The sequence below is a fragment of the Vibrio sp. QJM3NY_35 genome, assembly GCF_057785915.1.
This window is the reverse complement of the sequence record NZ_CM173507.1, coordinates 658,942-679,262: the sequence shown is the minus strand read 5'-3', so window position 1 is coordinate 679,262 and position 20,321 is coordinate 658,942. Positions and strand designations below refer to the sequence as shown.

Annotated in this window: 13 protein-coding genes, 3 tRNA genes and 2 rRNA genes; 5 read left to right on the top strand and 13 right to left on the bottom strand. The window is 44.8% G+C overall.

What is annotated here, in order from left to right:
• Positions 1–16: 16 nt before the first annotated feature.
• The 3 genes from pstB to AC3CH3_RS03015 all read right to left on the bottom strand — a co-directional run bounded on the left by pstB (position 17) and on the right by AC3CH3_RS03015 (position 4,872).
• Positions 17–835, bottom strand: a complete 819-nt coding sequence (gene pstB, locus AC3CH3_RS03025; protein ID WP_009848269.1) for a phosphate ABC transporter ATP-binding protein PstB — start codon at positions 833–835, stop codon at positions 17–19.
• Positions 836–2,545: a phosphate ABC transporter permease PstA gene (gene pstA / locus AC3CH3_RS03020; RefSeq protein WP_488537705.1), complete on the bottom strand. Its 1,710-nt coding sequence runs from the start codon at positions 2,543–2,545 to the stop codon at positions 836–838.
• Between the two features lie 110 nt (positions 2,546–2,655).
• Positions 2,656–4,872, bottom strand: a complete 2,217-nt coding sequence (locus tag AC3CH3_RS03015) for an ABC transporter permease subunit (RefSeq protein ID WP_488537704.1) — start codon at positions 4,870–4,872, stop codon at positions 2,656–2,658.
• Positions 4,873–5,072: 200 nt separating this feature from the next.
• Between AC3CH3_RS03015 and ppk1 the strand changes: the two genes are divergently transcribed.
• Both ppk1 and ppx read left to right on the top strand, forming a co-directional pair.
• Entirely contained in the window at positions 5,073–7,169 is a 2,097-nt protein-coding gene (gene ppk1 / locus AC3CH3_RS03010) for a polyphosphate kinase 1 (protein WP_488537703.1), read from the top strand.
• Entirely contained in the window at positions 7,160–8,671 is a 1,512-nt protein-coding gene (ppx, locus tag AC3CH3_RS03005) for an exopolyphosphatase (protein WP_488537702.1), read from the top strand. The genes ppk1 and ppx overlap by 10 nt, the downstream gene beginning before the upstream one ends.
• Positions 8,672–8,749: 78 nt before the next feature.
• Here ppx and AC3CH3_RS03000 read toward each other — a convergent pair whose 3' ends face one another.
• From AC3CH3_RS03000 to phoB, 3 genes are read right to left on the bottom strand one after another with little or no spacing between them, the layout of a single operon-like run.
• Positions 8,750–9,706 carry a PstS family phosphate ABC transporter substrate-binding protein gene (locus AC3CH3_RS03000; RefSeq protein ID WP_029405506.1) on the bottom strand — a complete coding sequence of 319 codons (957 nt, stop codon included), beginning with the start codon at positions 9,704–9,706 and terminating at the stop codon, positions 8,750–8,752.
• 17 nt (positions 9,707–9,723) lie between these two features.
• The gene (gene phoR, locus AC3CH3_RS02995) at positions 9,724–11,022 is read right to left on the bottom strand and encodes a phosphate regulon sensor histidine kinase PhoR (protein ID WP_019823041.1); all 1,299 of its coding nucleotides are present in this window, start codon (positions 11,020–11,022) and stop codon (positions 9,724–9,726) included.
• Positions 11,023–11,055: 33 nt separating this feature from the next.
• Entirely contained in the window at positions 11,056–11,745 is a 690-nt protein-coding gene (gene phoB, locus AC3CH3_RS02990; RefSeq protein ID WP_004735064.1) for a phosphate regulon transcriptional regulator PhoB, read from the bottom strand.
• Between the two features lie 194 nt (positions 11,746–11,939).
• Here phoB and rdgC point away from each other — a divergent pair, with 194 nt between their 5' ends.
• From rdgC to AC3CH3_RS02975, 3 genes are all read left to right on the top strand, one after another.
• A complete protein-coding gene (gene rdgC, locus AC3CH3_RS02985) occupies positions 11,940–12,854 on the top strand; it encodes a recombination-associated protein RdgC (RefSeq protein ID WP_017062534.1) in 915 nt (304 codons plus the stop codon).
• Between the two features lie 206 nt (positions 12,855–13,060).
• Entirely contained in the window at positions 13,061–14,464 is a 1,404-nt protein-coding gene (gene trhP, locus AC3CH3_RS02980; RefSeq protein WP_488537701.1) for a prephenate-dependent tRNA uridine(34) hydroxylase TrhP, read from the top strand.
• A gap of 34 nt (positions 14,465–14,498) precedes the next feature.
• Positions 14,499–14,753, top strand: a complete 255-nt coding sequence (locus AC3CH3_RS02975; protein WP_004735061.1) for a YfhL family 4Fe-4S dicluster ferredoxin — start codon at positions 14,499–14,501, stop codon at positions 14,751–14,753.
• Positions 14,754–14,794: 41 nt separating this feature from the next.
• Here the strand turns inward: AC3CH3_RS02975 and AC3CH3_RS02970 are convergent, their stop codons facing one another.
• From AC3CH3_RS02970 to AC3CH3_RS02940, 7 genes are all read right to left on the bottom strand, one after another.
• Positions 14,795–15,097 (bottom strand): hypothetical protein, encoded by a 303-nt coding sequence (locus AC3CH3_RS02970; protein WP_488537700.1) that lies wholly within the window; start codon positions 15,095–15,097, stop codon positions 14,795–14,797.
• Positions 15,098–15,376: 279 nt separating this feature from the next.
• Positions 15,377–16,216 carry a penicillin-insensitive murein endopeptidase gene (gene mepA / locus AC3CH3_RS02965; protein ID WP_248641180.1) on the bottom strand — a complete coding sequence of 280 codons (840 nt, stop codon included), beginning with the start codon at positions 16,214–16,216 and terminating at the stop codon, positions 15,377–15,379.
• Between the two features lie 256 nt (positions 16,217–16,472).
• Positions 16,473–16,549, bottom strand: a tRNA-Trp gene (locus AC3CH3_RS02960).
• 34 nt (positions 16,550–16,583) lie between these two features.
• Positions 16,584–16,660, bottom strand: a tRNA-Asp gene (locus tag AC3CH3_RS02955).
• 67 nt (positions 16,661–16,727) lie between these two features.
• A 5S ribosomal RNA gene (rrf, locus tag AC3CH3_RS02950) occupies positions 16,728–16,843 on the bottom strand.
• A gap of 130 nt (positions 16,844–16,973) precedes the next feature.
• A 23S ribosomal RNA gene (locus tag AC3CH3_RS02945) occupies positions 16,974–19,866 on the bottom strand.
• A 317-nt stretch (positions 19,867–20,183) separates the two neighbouring features.
• Positions 20,184–20,259: transfer RNA gene (locus AC3CH3_RS02940), tRNA-Ala, on the bottom strand.
• Positions 20,260–20,321: the final 62 nt, after the last annotated feature.

Sequence of the window (20,321 nt, the reverse complement as noted above, 5' to 3'; positions counted from 1 at the left end):
GACACCTTTGGAGAGGTTAACCATATCTACCAGTAATGTAGTCTTCTGTCTGGTTTTTCAATGGAGACGTAAAAATTGAGTCCGTATCTGAGTACTCGATCAATTTTCCCATATGAATAAAGGCAGTATGGTCACTCACGCGAGCTGCCTGCTGCATGTTATGAGTAACAATCACCACTGTGTATTGGGTTTTGAGATCGTTGATCAACTCTTCAATCGTCAAAGTAGAAATAGGATCCAGTGCCGATGTCGGCTCATCTAACAACAGCACTTCAGGTTCAATCGCAACCGCACGAGCGATAACCAAACGCTGCTGTTGACCACCCGATAAACCAAAGGCGTTCTCATGCAAACGGTCCTTCACTTCATCCCATAATGCAGCAGCGCGCAGAGAGCGTTCAACCGCATCATCAAGGTCTCGGCTGTTGCTAACACCTTGCAGCCTCAAGCCGTAAACCACATTCTCATAGATAGATTTAGGAAAAGGATTAGGACGCTGGAATACCATACCAACACGGCGTCGTAAGGTCGCGACATCTACCTTAGGGTGATAGACATTCTTGCCATGAAGCTTCACTTTGCCGGAAACCTTACAGCCTTCAACAAGATCGTTCATGCGATTAATACAGCGCAGCAGAGTCGACTTACCACAGCCAGAAGGGCCGATAAACGCCGTTACCTGCCCCTTCGGGATCTGCATCGAGATATCATCAAGTGCTTGGCTCTCTTTATAGTAAAGATTTAGCCCTTCAATCGAGATAGCAATTTGCTCATCCTTCAGATTGTGAACATCAAGTGGTGCTTGGTAACCCAAGGTTTCATTAATCGAGAACATCTAATCTTGTCCTAAGGTTCGGTATTTTTCACGCAAGTTATTACGGATATTGATGGCTGTTAAGTTCAACCCAACAATCACCGTAACCAATAAAAATGAAGTCGCATACACTAAAGGTCGTGCCGCTTCGATATTAGATGTTTGAAAACCAACATCGTAGATATGAAAGCCTAAGTGCATGAACTTTCTCTCTAAGTGTAGATATGGGAACTGACCATCTACAGGTAAGCTTGATGCTAGCTTCACAACACCTACCAGCATTAATGGAGCCACTTCCCCCGCAGCTCTCGCGATGGCCAATATCAACCCCGTGATAATCGCAGGGCTTGCCATCGGTAAAACAATACGCCAAAGGGTCTCAAACTGAGTAGCACCAAGCGCCAATGAACCATGCCTCACCGAGCTAGGGATACGCGTTAAGCCCTCTTCCGTTGTTACAATAACAACGGGCAATGTTAATACCGCCAAGGTCAATGCAGACCATAAAAGACCTGGAGTACCAAATGTCGGTGCTGGCAATCGCTCTGCATAAAACAAAGAATCGATAGAACCACCGATGGTATAGACGAAGAAGCCTAAGCCGAATACGCCATACACAATCGACGGTACACCCGCTAAGTTAATTACAGCAATACGGATCAAACGAGTCAGTGCGTTGTTTTTTGCATATTCATGAAGATAAATAGCAGCAACGACACCAAGTGGCATCACTACGATCGACATGAGAATAACCAGCAACACAGTGCCGAAGATCGCAGGAAACACCCCACCTTCAGAGTTTGAGTCTCGTGGGTTTTCAGATAAAAACTTCCAAACTTGCTTGCCCCAATGCCCAACCTTTTCAAGATAAGACATATTATTCGGGTACCAATAATCCAAGATATGACTGAGCGAAATTTCAACCTGCTCTCCTGTCATATCTTCCACCAACAAGCTTTCGACATTGAGCTGTGTTCTAAGATGCTCAAGCTTTACTTCTGCTTCCGCTAACTGGCGATTTAGTTCCAGTTTAGTTTGAGTATAAGTTTTAAGGTATTCATCGCTCACTGACTCATTGAGTTCAAGCTTACGTTTTTCTAAGCGCAGATTTTCCAATTGCCAACTGATATTGCGGATTTCTTGGTTCACAACACGCGACGTTTCTTTACGTAACGTATCAGCGAACGCCAAGCCTTGTTCGAGTTTTTGGTCTATGTTCGAATCAAAGGTGCCAGAAGCGGTTTTAAAACCAACCGGTTTACCAAAGAAATAACCACCTCGACTTCGTTCAATCACAATCCAATCAAGCGGAGTTGTTGGTTCTCGTAAGTTAACATCCAGAATAGAAACAAAGTCCGCAGGGTACAGTTCTCTGTTGGCGACTTTGATACTTAAGCGCTGAATTAGTCCCGTCGACAAATTTTGAGGCGACAAGAGGTCGTGTACTTGTGGAACTTGCTCTATCGGGATGTATTTACGTTCATATAACTGACCAATCAATACATCTTGCTTTGATACCGTTTCGTCAAGATCGACCACTAACGACAAATCTTTGGAGTCGACTTGCCATTGATACAAATGTGCGGGCCAAAAATAGGTTAAACCCTTCCAGCCAATCAACAGCATTAGGCCAAGAACAGAGAGCATACTGATGCTCACTGCACCGCCCGTAAGCCAAATCCACGGAGAGCCTGATTTAATCCAAGACAATAATGACTTCAGTTTATTCATCACGAACGACCTTGCTCTGACGTGCTGAACCCAAGAAAGAGCCAACTTCGTGAGATACGCTAATCAAACAGCTAACAGCCATTGATAGAGATTGAGGTGAACCTTTAAAACTACAGCGCACGATATTTATCTCTCAGTCTTTGTCTAACCCACTCAGCAACTGAGTTCACCGCGAATGTAAAGATAAACAGCAAGAGTGCAGCCAAGAACAGCAAGCGGAAATGAGAACCGCCCACCTCAGATTCTGGTAATTCAACAGCAATCGTTGCCGATAACGTTCTCATCCCTTCCAAAATATTCCAGTCAAGAATTGGGGTGTTACCTGTAGCCATCAAAACGATCATGGTTTCGCCGACCGCTCGCCCTAGCCCCATCATGACCGCTGAAAAGATACCTGGGCTAGCCGTTAATAACACCACATAGATAAGTGTCTGCCACGCCGTCGCTCCCAAAGCCAGTGAGCCATCGGATAAATGTTTTGGCACAGAGAAAATAGCGTCTTCTGCAATCGTGAAAATGGTAGGGATGACAGCGAAGCCCATAGCGAAACCAACCACCAGCGCATTACGTTGATCAAAGTCGATGCCATAGCTAGCTAAGAAGGTACGAATATCACCGTCAAACAACAAGGCTTCAATGCTGTGTCCACCAGCAAATACAGCGACCACGGTAATCATCAATACCGGAATCAATATCAAGGCGTGCCAACCATTAGCGAAGCGGCTCGTCACCATCTTCGGCAAACAGTACCAAACAAGTCCAGTCAACAATGTGCTCAGTGGTAACAACACCATTAATGAGAAGACTGCCGTTAGATGCGTTTCGACAATTGGAGCAAACCAAAGCCCAGCCAAGAACCCTATGATAACGGTCGGAAGCGCTTCCATCAGTTCTATCGACGGCTTCACGACTCTTCGCATTCTTGGAGACATAAAGTATGCGGTGTAAATGGCTCCGAGCACAGCAACTGGCACGGCAAACATCATCGCAAACAGAGCGGCCTTGATGGTACCAAACGTGATAGGGACTAAACTGAATTTTTCTTCAAAGTCATCGTTCGCCGACGTTGATTGCCAAACGTATTGCGGCTCTGGGTAGCTTTCGTACCAGACTTTTTGCCAAAGCGATGAGAATGATATTTGCGGATATTCGTTATCGACCTTAGCCACACTGATGGTGCCATCAATCAACGTAGCCAGATGCAGTTCGTTGGCAGACATAGCCGCTAATTGTGGTGACTTATCAAATGCGCGCTCGAACAGCGACAGCTTTTCACTGGTCGTATAGTGGCTTTGTAATGTGCCGTTCTTATAGAAACTATAAAAACCTTTTCTATAAGTATCGGGCAGAATAAATTGCACTTGTTCAGCAAGTTGGAAGTCTCGAATATGGGTCAGGCTACGCTTTTCATCTTTGAGTACATCAAACCACTGAGAAACCTGTCCGTCCTCATGCGTAACCAACAGTGAATAAGCTCCAGACAGTAAATCGATACTTTTCACCGAGTGCTTTGCATCATTCAAGCTAAGATCAATCACTTCACGAACATCAAAACCGCTATCTGATAGCTTTAATATCACTAAATCCGATTGTGCTCGGAGATATAAGGTTTGACCATCAGGTGTGACTAACAACTGTTGCTGTAAACCCAACTTATCCGACAACCATTGTCTCTTTTGAAAAACATACTGACCAGTAAGATCACTCTGGTACCACTTAACCAAAACTCGTTGATCGCTTAACTGAGCGGCAACCGTGATACCACGTCCATTCTTAGAGAACGCGAATTTTTCGATTGTTGCTCCGTTTGATGATTCATCATTTAAAAATGGTTCAGGGAGATCGATTTGCTCAATTTTAGGTTCGGCTTCGCTGCCCTTTTTCAGCACAGGCGCACTATACTCAGGGTAGAAAAAAGTAAGATTGCTTGCGCTGTCGGCAAAGGCAAACCAATTTTCAGATGGGGTATTTCGAGAAAAGGCAACAGGATTAGCTAAAACATTTCGCTCAAAGTAAGAGTGTGTATTTTGAGACTCTAAATCCCAAAACTGCACCAAGCCAGATTTTTCGATAGTAAATGCATGCTGACCGTATTCATCAACAGATAAGGCGATAGGCTTTTCTACAGCAACGGCCTTTACGGCTTGGTCTGTCTCTAAACCAGTATCAGAAAACACCGGTAAAATGACCATCGCCAAGTAGACAAAGATCAATACTAGAGCGGCTAGAACACTGACGGCACCACATGTCACTGAAAAACGGACGAGACGATCTTTTAACCATCTTTTTTTGTCACGCTCTTTCAATGAAAATTGGGCTGAAGCCATCTGTTTATCTACCTTTTTTTAGCTACTGACATAATATGTACGTTAGATGACAATTATATTACAAGTTACGTTAAACAACTGAAACTAATAACAAGTTTGTTAGCCATATTTCTTAAAGTAAGATCATAGATTTTGTGCATTTTGCCATTCTAATTTAAAGTAATCAGCTCTATAGCCAGTACTCAAGGATTCTCATCTCGATGAAAAAAGACTATGTCACAAAAGAACTTAGCTGGTTATCCTTCAATGAAAGAGTTCTCCAAGAAGCGGCAGACAAGTCAGTTCCTTTAATCGAAAGAGTTCGTTTTTTAGGTATTTACTCGAAAAACCTCGATGAGTTTTACAAAGTCCGATTTGCTGATGTGAAGCGAAAGATCTTACTCCAAGATCCACAACTAACCTCCAACTCGCCAAAAACCCTGCTCACTCAAATGCAGAGTAAAGCGAGCAAGCTCGATGCTCAATTCCATGAACTGTATAACGACTTGCTACTGGAATTGGCACGCAATCGTATTTTTCTGGTCAACGAACAGCAAATAAGTGAAGAACAAAGTGGCTGGATAAAAAAGTACTTTAAGAAAAAAGTGCTGCCACACTTAACTCCTCTTCTCTTGAACGAAGATAGCCAGTTACTCAATATTCTCAAAGATGAACAAAGTTACTTAGCCATCGACATCGAGCGTGAGACATCATCTCAATATGTCTTACTCGAAATCCCATCAGAGACACTCCCTCGATTTGTTAAGTTACCGGAAGCTTCGGGTTCGCAGCGTACAACTCTGATCTTGTTAGATAATATAGTTCGATTTTGTTTGGATGACTTGCTTAAAGGATTCTTTGAGTATGATTCATTGCGTTGTTTTGCGATAAAAATGACACGTGATGCTGATTATGATCTTCAAGAAGACGATGAAAATAACCTATTAGAATCGATGTCTTTAGGTTTAGAACAGCGCTTAACGGCACTGCCGATACGTCTGATCTATGAATCAGAAATGCCAGCTGAAATGCTCAACTTCTTACAAGTCAGACTTAAACTGTCTGACTATGACAGTGTCATCGCTGGTGGTCGCTATCATAACTTCAAACATTTCTCTGAGTTCCCAAGCCTCAACCGACGTGATTTAGTTAATCGCCCGTTACCCGCGATTAAGTGCGCGCATTTTAGCCACCACCCAAACTATTTTGAAGCGATCAAAGCTCGTGACATCTTGTTGCATTACCCTTATCACACCTTTAATCACATTACTGAACTTGTGAGGCAGGCTTCCTTTGACCCAAAGGTAACCTCCATAAAAATAAACGTTTACCGTGTTGCAGAAGGCTCCAAACTCCTTAGCTCAATCATCGATGCGGCACACAATGGAAAAAAGGTCACAGTAGTTGTCGAGCTGCAAGCCCGCTTTGACGAGCAAGCCAATATTCAGTGGACCAAGAAACTTCAAGAAGCGGGTGTAAAAGTCATCCATGGTATCCCGAGCTTAAAAATTCACTCCAAGCTGCTGCTCATTAAACGAAAAGAAGGCAAGCATACGGCGCATTACGCCCATATTGGCACCGGTAACTTTCATGAAGTAACAGCGCGCGTGTATACCGATTTTTCTCTGTTCACTGCGAATGAAGATTTGACCCAAGAGGTGAGACAAGTCTTTAAGTATATTGAAAACCCTTATCAAAAATCACAGTTCAAACAACTGATTGTGTCACCGAAGAATACAAGAAAACGTCTGTATCAGTTGATAGATAATGAAATACAAAACGCGATGGAGAGCAAGCCTGCAAGCATCACTCTAAAACTCAACAATTTGGTCGACCGAGAGATCATTGAGAAGCTCTATCAGGCCAGCCAAATCAATGTAAAAGTGAGAATGGTCATTCGTGGCATGTGCTCTCTTGTCCCTGGCATACCCAACATCAGTGACCATATTGAGATTGTCAGTGTGGTCGATCGTTTTCTCGAACACCCAAGAGTGATGATCTTTGGTAACGCTGGAAAGCCGAAAGTCTATATATCCTCAGCTGACTGGATGACGCGAAACTTCGATCATCGGATCGAAGTCGCCACTCCAATTTTAGATCCAACTATCAAGCAAACCATTATCGATATCACCGAATTTCATTTCGATGACAGCAACAAAGCTCGAGTGCTAGACCAAGCGATGAACAACCCTTACATAGAAGCACCAGCAAACCAACTCGATTACCCGACGTCACAACTCTCCACTTACCACTATATTAAACGTATGGAGAAACTTGCTCGCAAGAAGTACAAACAAGAGAAGAAATCATGCCGCTAATTGATAACGAACATTCTCGATGTATTGCCGCTATCGACTTGGGTTCGAACAGCTTCCACATGGTGGTTGCCCGGGTATTCGATCAACACCTGCAATTAGTCAGCAGACATAAACAGAAAGTGAGATTAGGCGATGGGTTGGATGAACGTAACTTCCTATCCGAAAGCGCTATCGAGCGAGGCCTAGAATGCCTCAAGGTGTTCGCAGAGCGACTAGCGGATTTTGAACTTGATGATGTCAGAGTTGTTGCGACTCATACCCTAAGAAAAGCCAAAAATGCTATAGACTTCTTAGAGCAAGCCAAGCCACTGTTCCCTTTTCCAATAGAGATCATCTCAGGTCAAGAAGAAGCTCGAATAATCTATAACGGTGTAGAACACACTCAAACCGCTTCTGAATCTAAGTTGGTTATTGATATCGGTGGTGGCAGTACCGAACTCGTCGCTGGACAAGGCTTTACTCCCCTAATTATGCGCAGTTTACCGATGGGATGCGTCAGCTTTACTCAACGTTTCTTTACTGAAGGAGAGCTAACCTCACGACACTTTTCAGATGCTTATACCGCGGCTACTCGTCTATTGATGCCATTGATTGAAGAATATAAAAAGCCCCCTTGGGAAATAGCCTTTGGCTCATCTGGGAGCGCTAAATCCATAAAAGAGGTACTCATTGGCTTAGGGTTCACCGACGGTCTCATTACGCCCCAGCGCCTGTCCTATTTAAAGAATCACTTATGTGAGTATTCATCTTCCGAAACCTTAAATCTTTCAGGTTTAAGTGATGAGAGAAAGCCAGTGTTTGCTGCTGGTGTCACCATTCTTTCAGCAGCCATGGATACGCTAGACATCAAGGAGTTACATTTTTCTGATGGTGCCCTAAGAGAAGGCGTTCTTTATGACATGGAGGATAGATTTAAAGATATTGATGTTCGCACAAGAACTGCCGAAACGCTGGTCTCTCGATACCATGTTGACGTAGCTCATGGCCAGAAAGTCAAAGTACTCGCACTTGCATTATTGAAACAAGTGCAGCCTCAAGTGACTACTACAGTCACTAATGAGCTGTATGATCTGGTTGGTTGGACAGCATTGCTTCATGAGGTTGGACAAAGCATTGCATTTCAAGGCTATCACCGCCATTCGGCTTATCTGCTTAAGCACACGACAATGCCAGGCTTCAATACGGAGCAGCAACGTCTGATCTCGACATTAGTTCGCTATCAAAGAAAAGCGCTCAAGTTACAAGACTTACCGGAGCTCTCTCTATTTACTCCACAACAAATCACACTGCTGATTCGTATATTGAGACTCGCTATCTTACTTAATCGTCAGCGAAATCAAGCACCTGAACCAAACGTAACTCTAACGATTGAACAACAGAATAACTGGGAATTAAAAGGATCTAACAGCGACTGGTTGACCCAAAACCAACTGCTTGAGTATGAACTCAGAGAAGAGCAACAACGTTGGAACAACGCTGGATGGTCGTTGAAACTAAAATAACGAACAATCAAAATAATAACAGCCTGCGAGATCGCAAGCTGTTCATAGGTTTCTTTTCTACGTTCGCAGTGACCTCAATCAGAGCCCGACTTTCGCCAACTCTTGCTCTGCGAACTCAGACGGTATCGCTAAGTAGCCATCCTTCTCTACCAGTTCTTGCCCTTGCTTTGAGAATACAAAAGTGAGGAACTCTCTCTCAACAGGAGAAAGCGGTTTATCTGGGTGTTTGTTCACGTACACATAAAGAAAGCGTGATAGAGGGTAATCACCGCTCAAGATATTCGCTCGAGTCGGCTCTACATAATCAGAACCATGCTCTGAAATAGGAATAAGCTTTACACCTGCTACACGATAGCCAATACCTGAGTAACCGATCCCACTGATTGATGAAGCGACCGATTGCACAACGGATGCGGAACCAGGCTGCTCATTCACGCGATTTTTAAAATCACCACCGCACAGCGCATTCTGTTTGAAGTAACCATAGGTACCCGATACTGAATTGCGGCCGAACAGTTGGAATCGATGTTTTGCCCATGGTTGTTCGATTCCGAGATCTTGCCAGCTATTGAGAGGCTTAGTCGCTCCGCAGCGTAGAGTCTCGGAAAAGATGCCATCAATTTGACGAAAGTTGAGCCCCTCAATAGGGTTATCACGATGCACAAAAAGCCCAATCGCATCGATAGCAACTCGCAGTGCTGTTGGCTTATATCCATGCTCCCTTTCAAATGCTTCAATTTCTCGCAGGCGCATCGGACGACTCATTGGCCCTAGATGTGCAGTCCCTTCGGTTAAGGCTGGAGGAGCAGTAGAAGAACCCGATGCTTGGACTTGAGCGTTAACATTTGGGTAGTAGGACTTGAACTCTTCCACCCATAACGTCGTCATACCCGCTAAGGTATCCGAACCTACCGATAATAAGCTCCCAGAAATCCCCGGAACCTTAGAATAATCAGGAAGAGAATCGACACTCTGTTCTGCATGAGCAGGGTTAACCAAAGCAAACGCTAATAATGAGCTGACTGGCAAACGCATCCTGCGTGTCAAACAACTCATGACACTGTCAGTCGATTTGGCAATGTGAAATGGAATCGACTACCGACACCCACCTCACTTTGAATTTCTAAATGTGAGTCATGGTGACTAAGCGCATGTTTCACAATCGCCAATCCAAGACCACTACCACCTGTATCACGTGAGCGTGCTTTATCTACACGATAGAAACGCTCTGTGAGTCGATGTAAGTGTTGTGGTTCGATACCGTCTCCGGTGTCTGACACATCTAAACATGCACCTTGACTGGTCTGGTACCAACGCACTTTAACCGTCGCGCCCGGTGGTGTGTATTTCACTGCGTTGTAAACCAAGTTCGATATCGCACTTCTCAACTGATCTTCATCAGCGAGAACGCGTAGGCTCTTATCGATATCAAACTCAAGCTTATGCTCTCGATCACCACTTAGGCTTGCCGCTTCTTTTTCAAGAACTTCAAGCATAGCCGGAACGTTGACCACTTCATCGAGCTCATGCATCGGCGCCGCTTCGATTTTTGAAAGTGTTAATAGCTGATTGACCAGACTGTTCATGCGATTCAATTGCTCGGTCATCACACCATGAGCCTTAGGCCACATAGGGCCAACGACCATGTCTGGATCTTCCGTCATTTCAAGGTAGCCCTGAAGTACGGTCATAGGAGTACGTAGCTCGTGAGAAACGTTAGCAAAGAAGTTACGACGCATGCCTTCTAGCTGTTTTAACTGAGTAACATCACGTACCACCATTAGGTGTTCACCCTCGGTATACGGCACGATACGCAGCTCAAGCATGCGCTCCACGTTAAGTGGCGAAGGCATCTCTAACGGTTCTGAAAAATCTTGTTTATTAAGATACTTGATGAAGTCCGGCGTACGGATCAAGTTAGAAATCGGTTGCCCTGAATCGTCTGGCCAGCGAAACCCAAGTAAATACTGAGCAAGCTTGTTACACCAAACGATATTACCTTCACCGCGAAATACCACAACGGCATCGGGAAGGGACTCTGCACCGTTTCTGAAACGGCGGATCAGGTTGGTCAGCTCTTTACGTTTGCGACGCTGTCTCTGCTGCATACGATAAATACCATTGAACAGAGACTCCCAGTTTCCTGAGCCTGAAGGGGGTGTTAACCGCTTTTCATCCCACAACCATGCGGACAAACGCATTTGATTATGTAGATGCCAGCCGAGCTGCAATACCGTGGCAGCCAGCAGTAACCAAGGTAGGTAGCCGAATATCCAACCGACTAAAACCCAAGGTGCGTAAAAAAAAGCCAGCTCCCAAGCCAGCTTTTTCCAGGTTAACTTTTCAACCATTCAGGACTCCGTAAACTGGGTAGCGAAGCCACACTAAGCCTTTGTAGAAAAACGGTAGCCTGCGCCGCGAACCGTTTGGATTAGCTTGTCGTGACCTGCAGATTCAAGTGCTTTACGCAGGCGTCGAATATGTACGTCAACGGTACGGTCTTCAACGTAAACGTTGGTACCCCAAACGTTATTCAACAGTTGCTCTCGGCTGTACACACGCTCTTGGTGTGTCATAAAGAAGTGCAACATTTTGAACTCTGTTGGTCCCATATCAACCGGACCTTCGCTTGCAGTAACGCGGTGAGAAACAGGGTCTAACTTAAGGCCTTGCACATCAATCACGTCTTCCAGTGCGGTAGGCGTTACACGGCGAATAACCGCTTTCAGGCGAGCGACAAGCTCTTTTGGAGAAAATGGCTTGGTGATGTAGTCATCAGCGCCTACTTCTAAACCACGAACCTTATCTTCTTCTTCTCCACGAGCCGTTAGCATCACCACTGGGATGTTGCGAGTTAACTCTTCACGCTTCATGTGCTTGATAAAGTTTATCCCGCTACCACCAGGTAGCATCCAATCTAGTAATACTAGATCTGGGAAAGGTTCACATAGCTTGTTTACCGCTGTATCGTAATCTTCAGCCTCTACTGCTTGGTAGCCTTTTTGTTCAAGCACGAAACACAACATCTCACGAATAGGTGCTTCATCTTCAACGACCAGAATCCTTCTCGACATAATTGAATAGCCTTTGTATTTAATCAACGCATTGCATTATCTGAGTTAATTATGACACTTTTGTGACCTTTGAAAACAAATTTTCATATAACTGTCTCAAACATTTCACTTTATAACTTTTGATACAGAGCTAGGGACAAATCGAATTAGATCTCATATCATGAAGCACTTCTAAAAAGGTATGAGAAAAATTTATGTGGTTTAAAAATTGCCTAGTCTATCGCTTCAACCGTGATATTGATTTCAACGCAGATCAGCTAGAGAAACAACTTGAAGAATTCCGTTTTACTCCTTGTGGTAGCCAAGACAAACAGAAGTTTGGTTGGGTACACGCAATGGGTAGACATGGCGATATGATGACGCACGTATCAGAAAACCGCATTCTTATCTGTGCAAAGAAAGAAGAGAAAATGCTACCCGCTTCTGTGATCAAAGAATCATTGAACGCAAAAGTAGAAACGCTTGAGGCAGAGTCTGGTACACCTCTGAAAAAGAAAGAGAAAGACAGCCTAAAAGAAGACATCATCATTGACCTACTTCCTCGTGCATTTAGCCGCAGCAACTTCACTTACGCGCTGATCATGCCAAAAGAAGGTTTCATTGTGGTTGATGCGAGTAGCTACAAAAAAGCAGAAGATGTATTAGCATTGCTACGTAAGACAATGGGTAGCCTGCCCGTAGTGCCAGCTATTCCAGAGCAAGCGATCGAAACGACTCTTACAGAATGGGTGAAATCAGGTGATACGCCTCAAGGCATCACTATGCTTGATGAAGCAGAACTAAAATCTATTCAAGAAGACGGCGGTATTGTTCGAGTTAAGAAACAAGAACTAGAAGCTGATGAGATTAAAAACCACATCGAAGCCAATAAGATGGTGACGAAACTTCTTATCAACTGGCAAGACCGTATTGAATTCATTCTTGCAGAAGATGGCAGCATCAAGCGCCTAAAATTCAGTGATGAGCTCAAAGACGAAAACGACGATATTCCTCGTGAAGATCAAGCTGCGCGTTTTGATGCAGACTTCTCTCTACTTTGTGGTGAGTTCAGTGTTTTCCTTCCAAACCTATTTGAATCATTAGGCGGGTTAACTCAACCTAACGCTTAATCAGTCAAACTATAAGCTCAGGTGCTAACGGTATCTGGGCTTATTTCTCACTAAGTTCTCACTTATATCGGCCTCTCTACCCTCTTCTTAATGTCATTGCTATCTTTAGGGCTATCAACCAAACTCATTTTAGCGTAAAATTTGCGCCCCTTTGATATCACTTGGTGGTATCAACCTGACTTGAGATCAGATTAGAGAACGAAGCAATGACTACACAAAAACCATTTGTACCTGAACTATTATCACCGGCAGGAAGCCTCAAAAACATGCGTTACGCATTCGCCTACGGCGCAGATGCAGTATACGCAGGCCAGCCACGTTACAGCCTTCGCGTTCGTAACAACGAGTTCAATCACGAAAACCTACAAATTGGTATCGATGAAGCTCATGCTCAAGGCAAAAAGTTATATGTTGTATGTAACATTCAGCCGCACAACTCTAAATTAAAAACATTCATTCGCGACCTTAAACCAGTTGTAGATATGGGCCCTGACGCGCTTATCATGTCAGATCCTGGTCTTATCATGATGGTTCGTGAAGCCTTCCCTGAAATGCCAATCCACCTTTCGGTTCAAGCAAACGCAGTAAACTGGGCGACAGTTAAGTTCTGGTCAACCCAAGGCGTTGAGCGTGTAATCCTATCTCGTGAGCTATCGCTTGAAGAGATCGAAGAGATTCGCGAACACTGCCCAGAAACAGAGCTAGAGATCTTTGTTCACGGTGCACTTTGCATGGCTTACTCAGGCCGTTGTCTGCTTTCTGGTTACATGAACAAGCGCGATCCAAACCAAGGTACTTGCACCAACGCTTGCCGCTGGGAATACAAAACTGAAGCGGCGAAAGAAGACGAAAACGGTCAGATCGTTGAAGCTAATCCAACTGGTGTCGCTATTCAAGAAGTTGAAGTTCAAGATGAACGTCCAGACAACACACTAGGTCTTGGTAAACCAACAGACGAAGTGGTTCTGCTTTCTGAATCACACAAGCCAGAAGAGAAAATGGCAGCGTTTGAAGATGAGCATGGTACTTACATCATGAACTCAAAAGACCTTCGCGCAATCCAACACGTTGAGCGCCTAACGAAGATTGGTGTTCACTCTCTGAAGATTGAAGGTCGTACTAAGTCTTTCTACTACTGTGCACGTACTGCTCAGGTTTACCGTAAAGCTATTGACGATGCAGTGGCAGGCAAACCATTCGATGAAAGCCTAATGGGTACACTAGAGAGCCTAGCTCACCGTGGTTACACTGAAGGCTTCTTACGTCGCCATACACACGATACATACCAAAACTACGAGTACGGTTACTCTATCTCTGATACTCAACAGTTTGTTGGTGAGTTCACCGGTAAGCGCCGTGGCGACCTAGCGGAAGTAGAAGTGAAGAACAAGTTCCTAGTTGGCGATAGCTTAGAAATGATGACACCAAAAGGTAACGTTGTTTTCAAACTGGAAGTTATGGAAAACCGTAAATCTGAAGCAGTAGACGATGCGAAAGGTAACGGTCACTTTGTATTTATTCCTGTACCAGCAGATCTAGATCTAGAGTACGGCTTGCTGATGCGTAACTTGAGCGAAGGCCAAGATACACGTAACGCATCAGGCAAATAATTTTTACTTAAGCGACTTACTTGAGAAGAAAATAATGGCTCTGTTAATTACTGACAAGTGCATAAACTGCGATATGTGTGATCCTGAATGCCCAAATGGTGCAATCACTATGGGTGACAGTATCTTCGAGATCGATCCAGATTTATGTACAGAGTGTAAAGGTCACTATGAAAAGCCGACATGTCAGTCAGTGTGCCCGATTACAAAATGCATAATCACTGACCCAAACCATATTGAAACTGATGACGAGCTACTCGAGAAGTTTGTTATCATTCAAGGCTTGACCTAAAAGAAGAAAGGTTCAACTTAACCATAAGTTGAACCTTTTTTTCATCCTGATTTTCCGATTGGATAAACATTGCAGAAGAGCTCTTTTTCAAATTGATATTCGAGTCGTTCTCGCCAGTTTATTGATTGAGCTATCGGAACAAGATAAAAGTTTTCCCTGCTGGTATCGGTCACAAATGCCATTCCATACTGCATCAATTCATAGTGAACATCATTTACGAAACTAGGGTCTAAACGTTGTCTGCCTGTTAGCTGATTGATGTCATCTCTTGAAATTGAAATACCCGAGCTTTCAGCGTTGAACCTGTGTCTTAACCATTCTGAAAATTCCTTCGCACAAATCATAGTCGTAGTCTTATCCTTGAATTATCTATCGACGGGTATCAGACTCTGATTTCGCATACTGCACATAAGCCGCATCTTTCCCCCCAAAACACTCAATCCCTGACCAAACCTTGTCAAATTCGCCATCGCCTTTGCTGATACCGTTATTGCTTTTATTGATATCAAACGATGTTCTTAATCTCGTGTTTATAAACTCTAGATAAAAGTGTGATCTTTCTCCAGTTTTAGAGTCGAAAAAACCAGTGGCAGTACCACTGTAAAAAGCCTCGATTAACAGGATTACTTATTCGATATCAAGGCTAAACACTGACTTGGCATCACTTTAACTTTTTTCTTTTTCTTAGTTTTCGCTACTTTTTTAGGAGGTGGAACTGGAACAGTCTTTGGAGCCCAACTTGCAAGTTCATCTCCACAACCGTCACCTTTAGGAGGGTTCGCTTGAGCTATGCAGTTTGAACTGCCTTCAGGACACTTTAAGCGAACGTGGAAGTGGGAGTGGTGTCCCCACCAAGGTCTTATTTTGCCTAACCAAGCTCTATCATTAGCGTCAGAGTTTTCTTGTTCACAAAGGGTTTGCTTGATCACTGGATGAACAAAAATACGCACTACTTTTTCATCTTTCGCTGCATAACGAATAACTTGAAAATGATCATCGGTCCAATTCGATTCACGCAATTTGTAGTTGGTAAGATCCACTACGCTCACAGGTTTAGGCACAGCTAACTCGTTCTCTGACAGCCTCTTACTGGTTAACCTGAGCCATATATCAATATCTAACCCTGTTTGATGACTTGAATGACCGGAAGAAAAGCGCCCTCCTCTGGGAAGAGAAATATCACCGACCAATAAATTAGTATTGAGTTTCTCGCTGGTCGTGACTCCTAACCTCTCAATAAACTTTATAGCTTCTGTATGGCCATAGTAGCGCTCTCTTTGAGGGCGAATGATCTGATACCCCAAACCATTAATAGGCAAAGCCTGCGCGCCGTCTAGACAGCCATTGGCATAGCTTCCAATTGATGAGGGTGAATTTTTAGTAGGGTGACTCTCTTTTTCCCACGAAGTTGCTGATAGAGAAAATGAACAAAAGAATACAACCAGTGCAAAAAAGAACCTCATAATAATCCCAAATTACTGACGCTTACTCATTATATTAGTCGCCATTTAGGATTAGGTGCATATCGTACTTAAGTTTTTGGTGGTAGCTCGTGAATTAGACGGGTTAAAGCAAGAAAACAGGAAACGGGAAAACAGAGGAATTTCGCTCTTGATGAATAATGAAGCGTAATGGGCTGTTTATATCAGGCTACTTTCTGTAATTTATTAAACTCCAGAAAGCAAAAAGGCTCTAGCATTTCTGCTAGAGCCTTAGATATGGCAGGGGTGGAGAGATTCGAACTCCCAACACGCGGATTTGGAATCCGCTGCTCTGCCAATTGGAGCTACACCCCTATTTCAGTTTTAAAGAGCTGAAACTCTGAATAAATGGCGGAGTGGACGGGACTCGAACCCGCGACCCCCGGCGTGACAGGCCGGTATTCTAACCAACTGAACTACCACTCCGCAGTGGTCAACTCACTAAGTGAGCGTCCATATCTCCAGGTCGGTCAACCTAAAGATTTAATTTAAAGCCTGGCGATGTCCTACTCTCACATGGGGAAACCCCACACTACCATCGGCGCTATTGTGTTTCACTTCTGAGTTCGGCATGGAATCAGGTGGGTCCACAATGCTATGGTCGCCAAGCAAATTTTGCTTTTACTTTCAGTTTTTTAAAAACTGAAGGCAAAATAATCTGGAAAACTGATTTAAAAGTCTATCTCTTCAAACTCATTCAAGGTCTGTCTTTGAGTCCACAAAACCCCTTGGGTGTTGTATGGTTAAGCCTCACGGGCAATTAGTACAGGTTAGCTCAATGCCTCGCAGCACTTACACACCCTGCCTATCAACGTCGTAGTCTACGACAACCCTTTAGGACACTTATAGTGCCAGGGAAAACTCATCTCAAGGCTCGCTTCCCGCTTAGATGCTTTCAGCGGTTATCGATTCCGAACTTAGCTACCGGGCAATGCCATTGGCATGACAACCCGAACACCAGAGGTTCGTCCACTCCGGTCCTCTCGTACTAGGAGCAGCCCCTTTCAATTTTCCAACGCCCACGGCAGATAGGGACCGAACTGTCTCACGACGTTCTAAACCCAGCTCGCGTACCACTTTAAATGGCGAACAGCCATACCCTTGGGACCGACTTCAGCCCCAGGATGTGATGAGCCGACATCGAGGTGCCAAACACCGCCGTCGATATGAACTCTTGGGCGGTATCAGCCTGTTATCCCCGGAGTACCTTTTATCCGTTGAGCGATGGCCCTTCCATTCAGAACCACCGGATCACTATGACCTGCTTTCGCACCTGCTCGAATTGTCATTCTCGCAGTCAAGCGGGCTTATGCCATTGCACTAACCACACGATGTCCAACCGTGTTTAGCCCACCTTCGTGCTCCTCCGTTACTCTTTGGGAGGAGACCGCCCCAGTCAAACTACCCACCAGGCACTGTCCGTAATCCCGATTCAGGGACCAACGTTAGAACATCAAAACTACAAGGGTGGTATTTCAAGGACGACTCCACCACATCTAGCGACGCGGTTTCAAAGTCTCCCACCTATCCTACACATGTAGGTTCAATGTTCAGTGCCAAGCTGTAGTAAAGGTTCACGGGGTCTTTCCGTCTAGCCGCGGGTACACTGCATCTTCACAGCGATTTCAATTTCACTGAGTCTCGGGTGGAGACAGCGTGGCCATCATTACGCCATTCGTGCAGGTCGGAACTTACCCGACAAGGAATTTCGCTACCTTAGGACCGTTATAGTTACGGCCGCCGTTTACCGGGGCTTCGATCAAGAGCTTCGACCGAAGTCTAACCCCATCAATTAACCTTCCGGCACCGGGCAGGCGTCACACCGTATACGTCATCTTACGATTTTGCACAGTGCTGTGTTTTTAATAAACAGTTGCAGCCACCTGGTATCTGCGACTCTCGTCTGCTCCATCCGCAAGGGACTTCACTGATAAGAGCGTACCTTCTCCCGAAGTTACGGTACCATTTTGCCTAGTTCCTTCACCCGAGTTCTCTCAAGCGCCTTGGTATTCTCTACCCGACCACCTGTGTCGGTTTGGGGTACGATTCCTTACAATCTGAAGCTTAGAGGCTTTTCCTGGAAGCATGGCATCAATGACTTCACTACCGTAGTAGCTCGACATCGTATCTCAGCGTTAGTAGCGGTCCGGATTTACCTAAACCACCCGCCTACGTACTTGAACCTGGACAACCGTCGCCAGGCCCACCTAGCCTTCTCCGTCCCCCCATCGCAATTGTAAGAAGTACGGGAATATTAACCCGTTTCCCATCGACTACGCCTTTCGGCCTCGCCTTAGGAGTCGACTTACCCTGCCCCGATTAACGTTGGACAGGAACCCTTGGTCTTCCGGCGAGGGAGTTTTTCACTCCCTTTATCGTTACTCATGTCAGCATTCGCACTTCTGATACCTCCAGCAGCCCTTACAGACCACCTTCAACGGCTTACAGAACGCTCCCCTACCCCACATACCCTAAGGTACGTAGCCGCAGCTTCGGTGTATAGCTTAGCCCCGTTACATCTTCCGCGCAGGCCGACTCGACCAGTGAGCTATTACGCTTTCTTTAAATGATGGCTGCTTCTAAGCCAACATCCTGGCTGTCTGAGCCTTCCCACATCGTTTCCCACTTAGCTATACTTTGGGACCTTAGCTGGCGGTCTGGGTTGTTTCCCTCTCCACGACGGACGTTAGCACCCGCCGTGTGTCTCCCGGATAGTACTTACTGGTATTCGGAGTTTGCAAAGGGTTGGTAAGTCGGGATGACCCCCTAGCCTTAACAGTGCTCTACCCCCAGTAGTATTCGTCCGAGGCGCTACCTAAATAGCTTTCGGGGAGAACCAGCTATCTCCAGGTTTGATTGGCCTTTCACCCCTAGCCACAAGTCATCCGCTAATTTTTCAACATTAGTCGGTTCGGTCCTCCAGTTGATGTTACTCAACCTTCAACCTGCCCATGGCTAGATCACCTGGTTTCGGGTCTAATCCTAGCAACTGTACGCCCAGTTAAGACTCGGTTTCCCTACGGCTCCCCTAAACGGTTAACCTTGCTACTAAAATTAAGTCGCTGACCCATTATACAAAAGGTACGCAGTCACACCACGAAGGTGCTCCTACTGCTTGTACGTACACGGTTTCAGGTTCTATTTCACTCCCCTCACAGGGGTTCTTTTCGCCTTTCCCTCACGGTACTGGTTCACTATCGGTCAGTCAGTAGTATTTAGCCTTGGAGGATGGTCCCCCCATATTCAGACAGGATATCACGTGTCCCGCCCTACTCGTTTTCACTGATTATGAGATGTCGATTACGGGGCTATCACCCTTTATTGCGGCACTTTCCAGAGCCTTCATCTGTCTCATTAAAAGCTTAAGGGCTAATCCAATTTCGCTCGCCGCTACTTTCGGAATCTCGGTTGATTTCTCTTCCTCGGGGTACTTAGATGTTTCAGTTCCCCCGGTTTGCCTCCTGTTGCTATGTATTCACAACAGGATACTTACTTATGTAAGTGGGTTTCCCCATTCAGGAATCCCAGACTTAAAGGTTATTACTACCTAATCTGGGCTTATCGCAAGTTATTACGCCTTTCATCGCCTCTGACTGCCAAGGCATCCACCGTGTACGCTTAGTCACTTAACCATACAACCCGAAAGGGTCTTAGCGTATGGCAACTAACCAAGGTTTTTGGTTGTCATCAAGAAGGGTTAATTCTTGATAACTGTTTGCCGGACTCAATTGTGATTCAAACGAATTTGAATCGAATACAAGACACTTGAATGTGTTTGTTGTGTTTATACCGTTCTTATTAACTAAGAGCAGATAAACATTGAGAACTTTTAAATTTGATTGAATTACTCGTAAGTAATCAATCAGTCAGCTTTCCAAATTGTTAAAGAGCTAGATATCTCAAAAGAAATAACCATTTTTAAAGATTCTTAAGGAAGAACACTTAAAGATGGTGGAGCTATGCGGGATCGAACCGCAGACCTCCTCGCTGCCAGCGAGGCGCTCTCCCAGCTGAGCTATAGCCCCATCTGGAAAAGTATTTCCTACTCTTAACTTATTAAACCATCAATCTGTGTGGGTACTCATCG

Excerpts from the sequence above, each read along its gene's own strand:
- pstB (WP_009848269.1), bottom strand. The coding sequence starts at position 835 with ATGTTCTCGATTAATGAAACCTTGGGTTACCAAGCACCACTTGATGTT.
- pstA (WP_488537705.1), bottom strand. The coding sequence starts at position 2,545 with ATGAATAAACTGAAGTCATTATTGTCTTGGATTAAATCAGGCTCTCCG.
- AC3CH3_RS03015 (WP_488537704.1), bottom strand. The coding sequence starts at position 4,872 with ATGGCTTCAGCCCAATTTTCATTGAAAGAGCGTGACAAAAAAAGATGG.
- ppk1 (WP_488537703.1), top strand. The coding sequence starts at position 5,073 with ATGAAAAAAGACTATGTCACAAAAGAACTTAGCTGGTTATCCTTCAAT.
- ppx (WP_488537702.1), top strand. The coding sequence starts at position 7,160 with ATGCCGCTAATTGATAACGAACATTCTCGATGTATTGCCGCTATCGAC.
- AC3CH3_RS03000 (WP_029405506.1), bottom strand. The coding sequence starts at position 9,706 with ATGCGTTTGCCAGTCAGCTCATTATTAGCGTTTGCTTTGGTTAACCCT.
- phoR (WP_019823041.1), bottom strand. The coding sequence starts at position 11,022 with ATGGTTGAAAAGTTAACCTGGAAAAAGCTGGCTTGGGAGCTGGCTTTT.
- phoB (WP_004735064.1), bottom strand. The coding sequence starts at position 11,745 with ATGTCGAGAAGGATTCTGGTCGTTGAAGATGAAGCACCTATTCGTGAG.
- rdgC (WP_017062534.1), top strand. The coding sequence starts at position 11,940 with ATGTGGTTTAAAAATTGCCTAGTCTATCGCTTCAACCGTGATATTGAT.
- trhP (WP_488537701.1), top strand. The coding sequence starts at position 13,061 with ATGACTACACAAAAACCATTTGTACCTGAACTATTATCACCGGCAGGA.
- AC3CH3_RS02975 (WP_004735061.1), top strand. The coding sequence starts at position 14,499 with ATGGCTCTGTTAATTACTGACAAGTGCATAAACTGCGATATGTGTGAT.
- AC3CH3_RS02970 (WP_488537700.1), bottom strand. The coding sequence starts at position 15,097 with ATGATTTGTGCGAAGGAATTTTCAGAATGGTTAAGACACAGGTTCAAC.
- mepA (WP_248641180.1), bottom strand. The coding sequence starts at position 16,216 with ATGAGGTTCTTTTTTGCACTGGTTGTATTCTTTTGTTCATTTTCTCTA.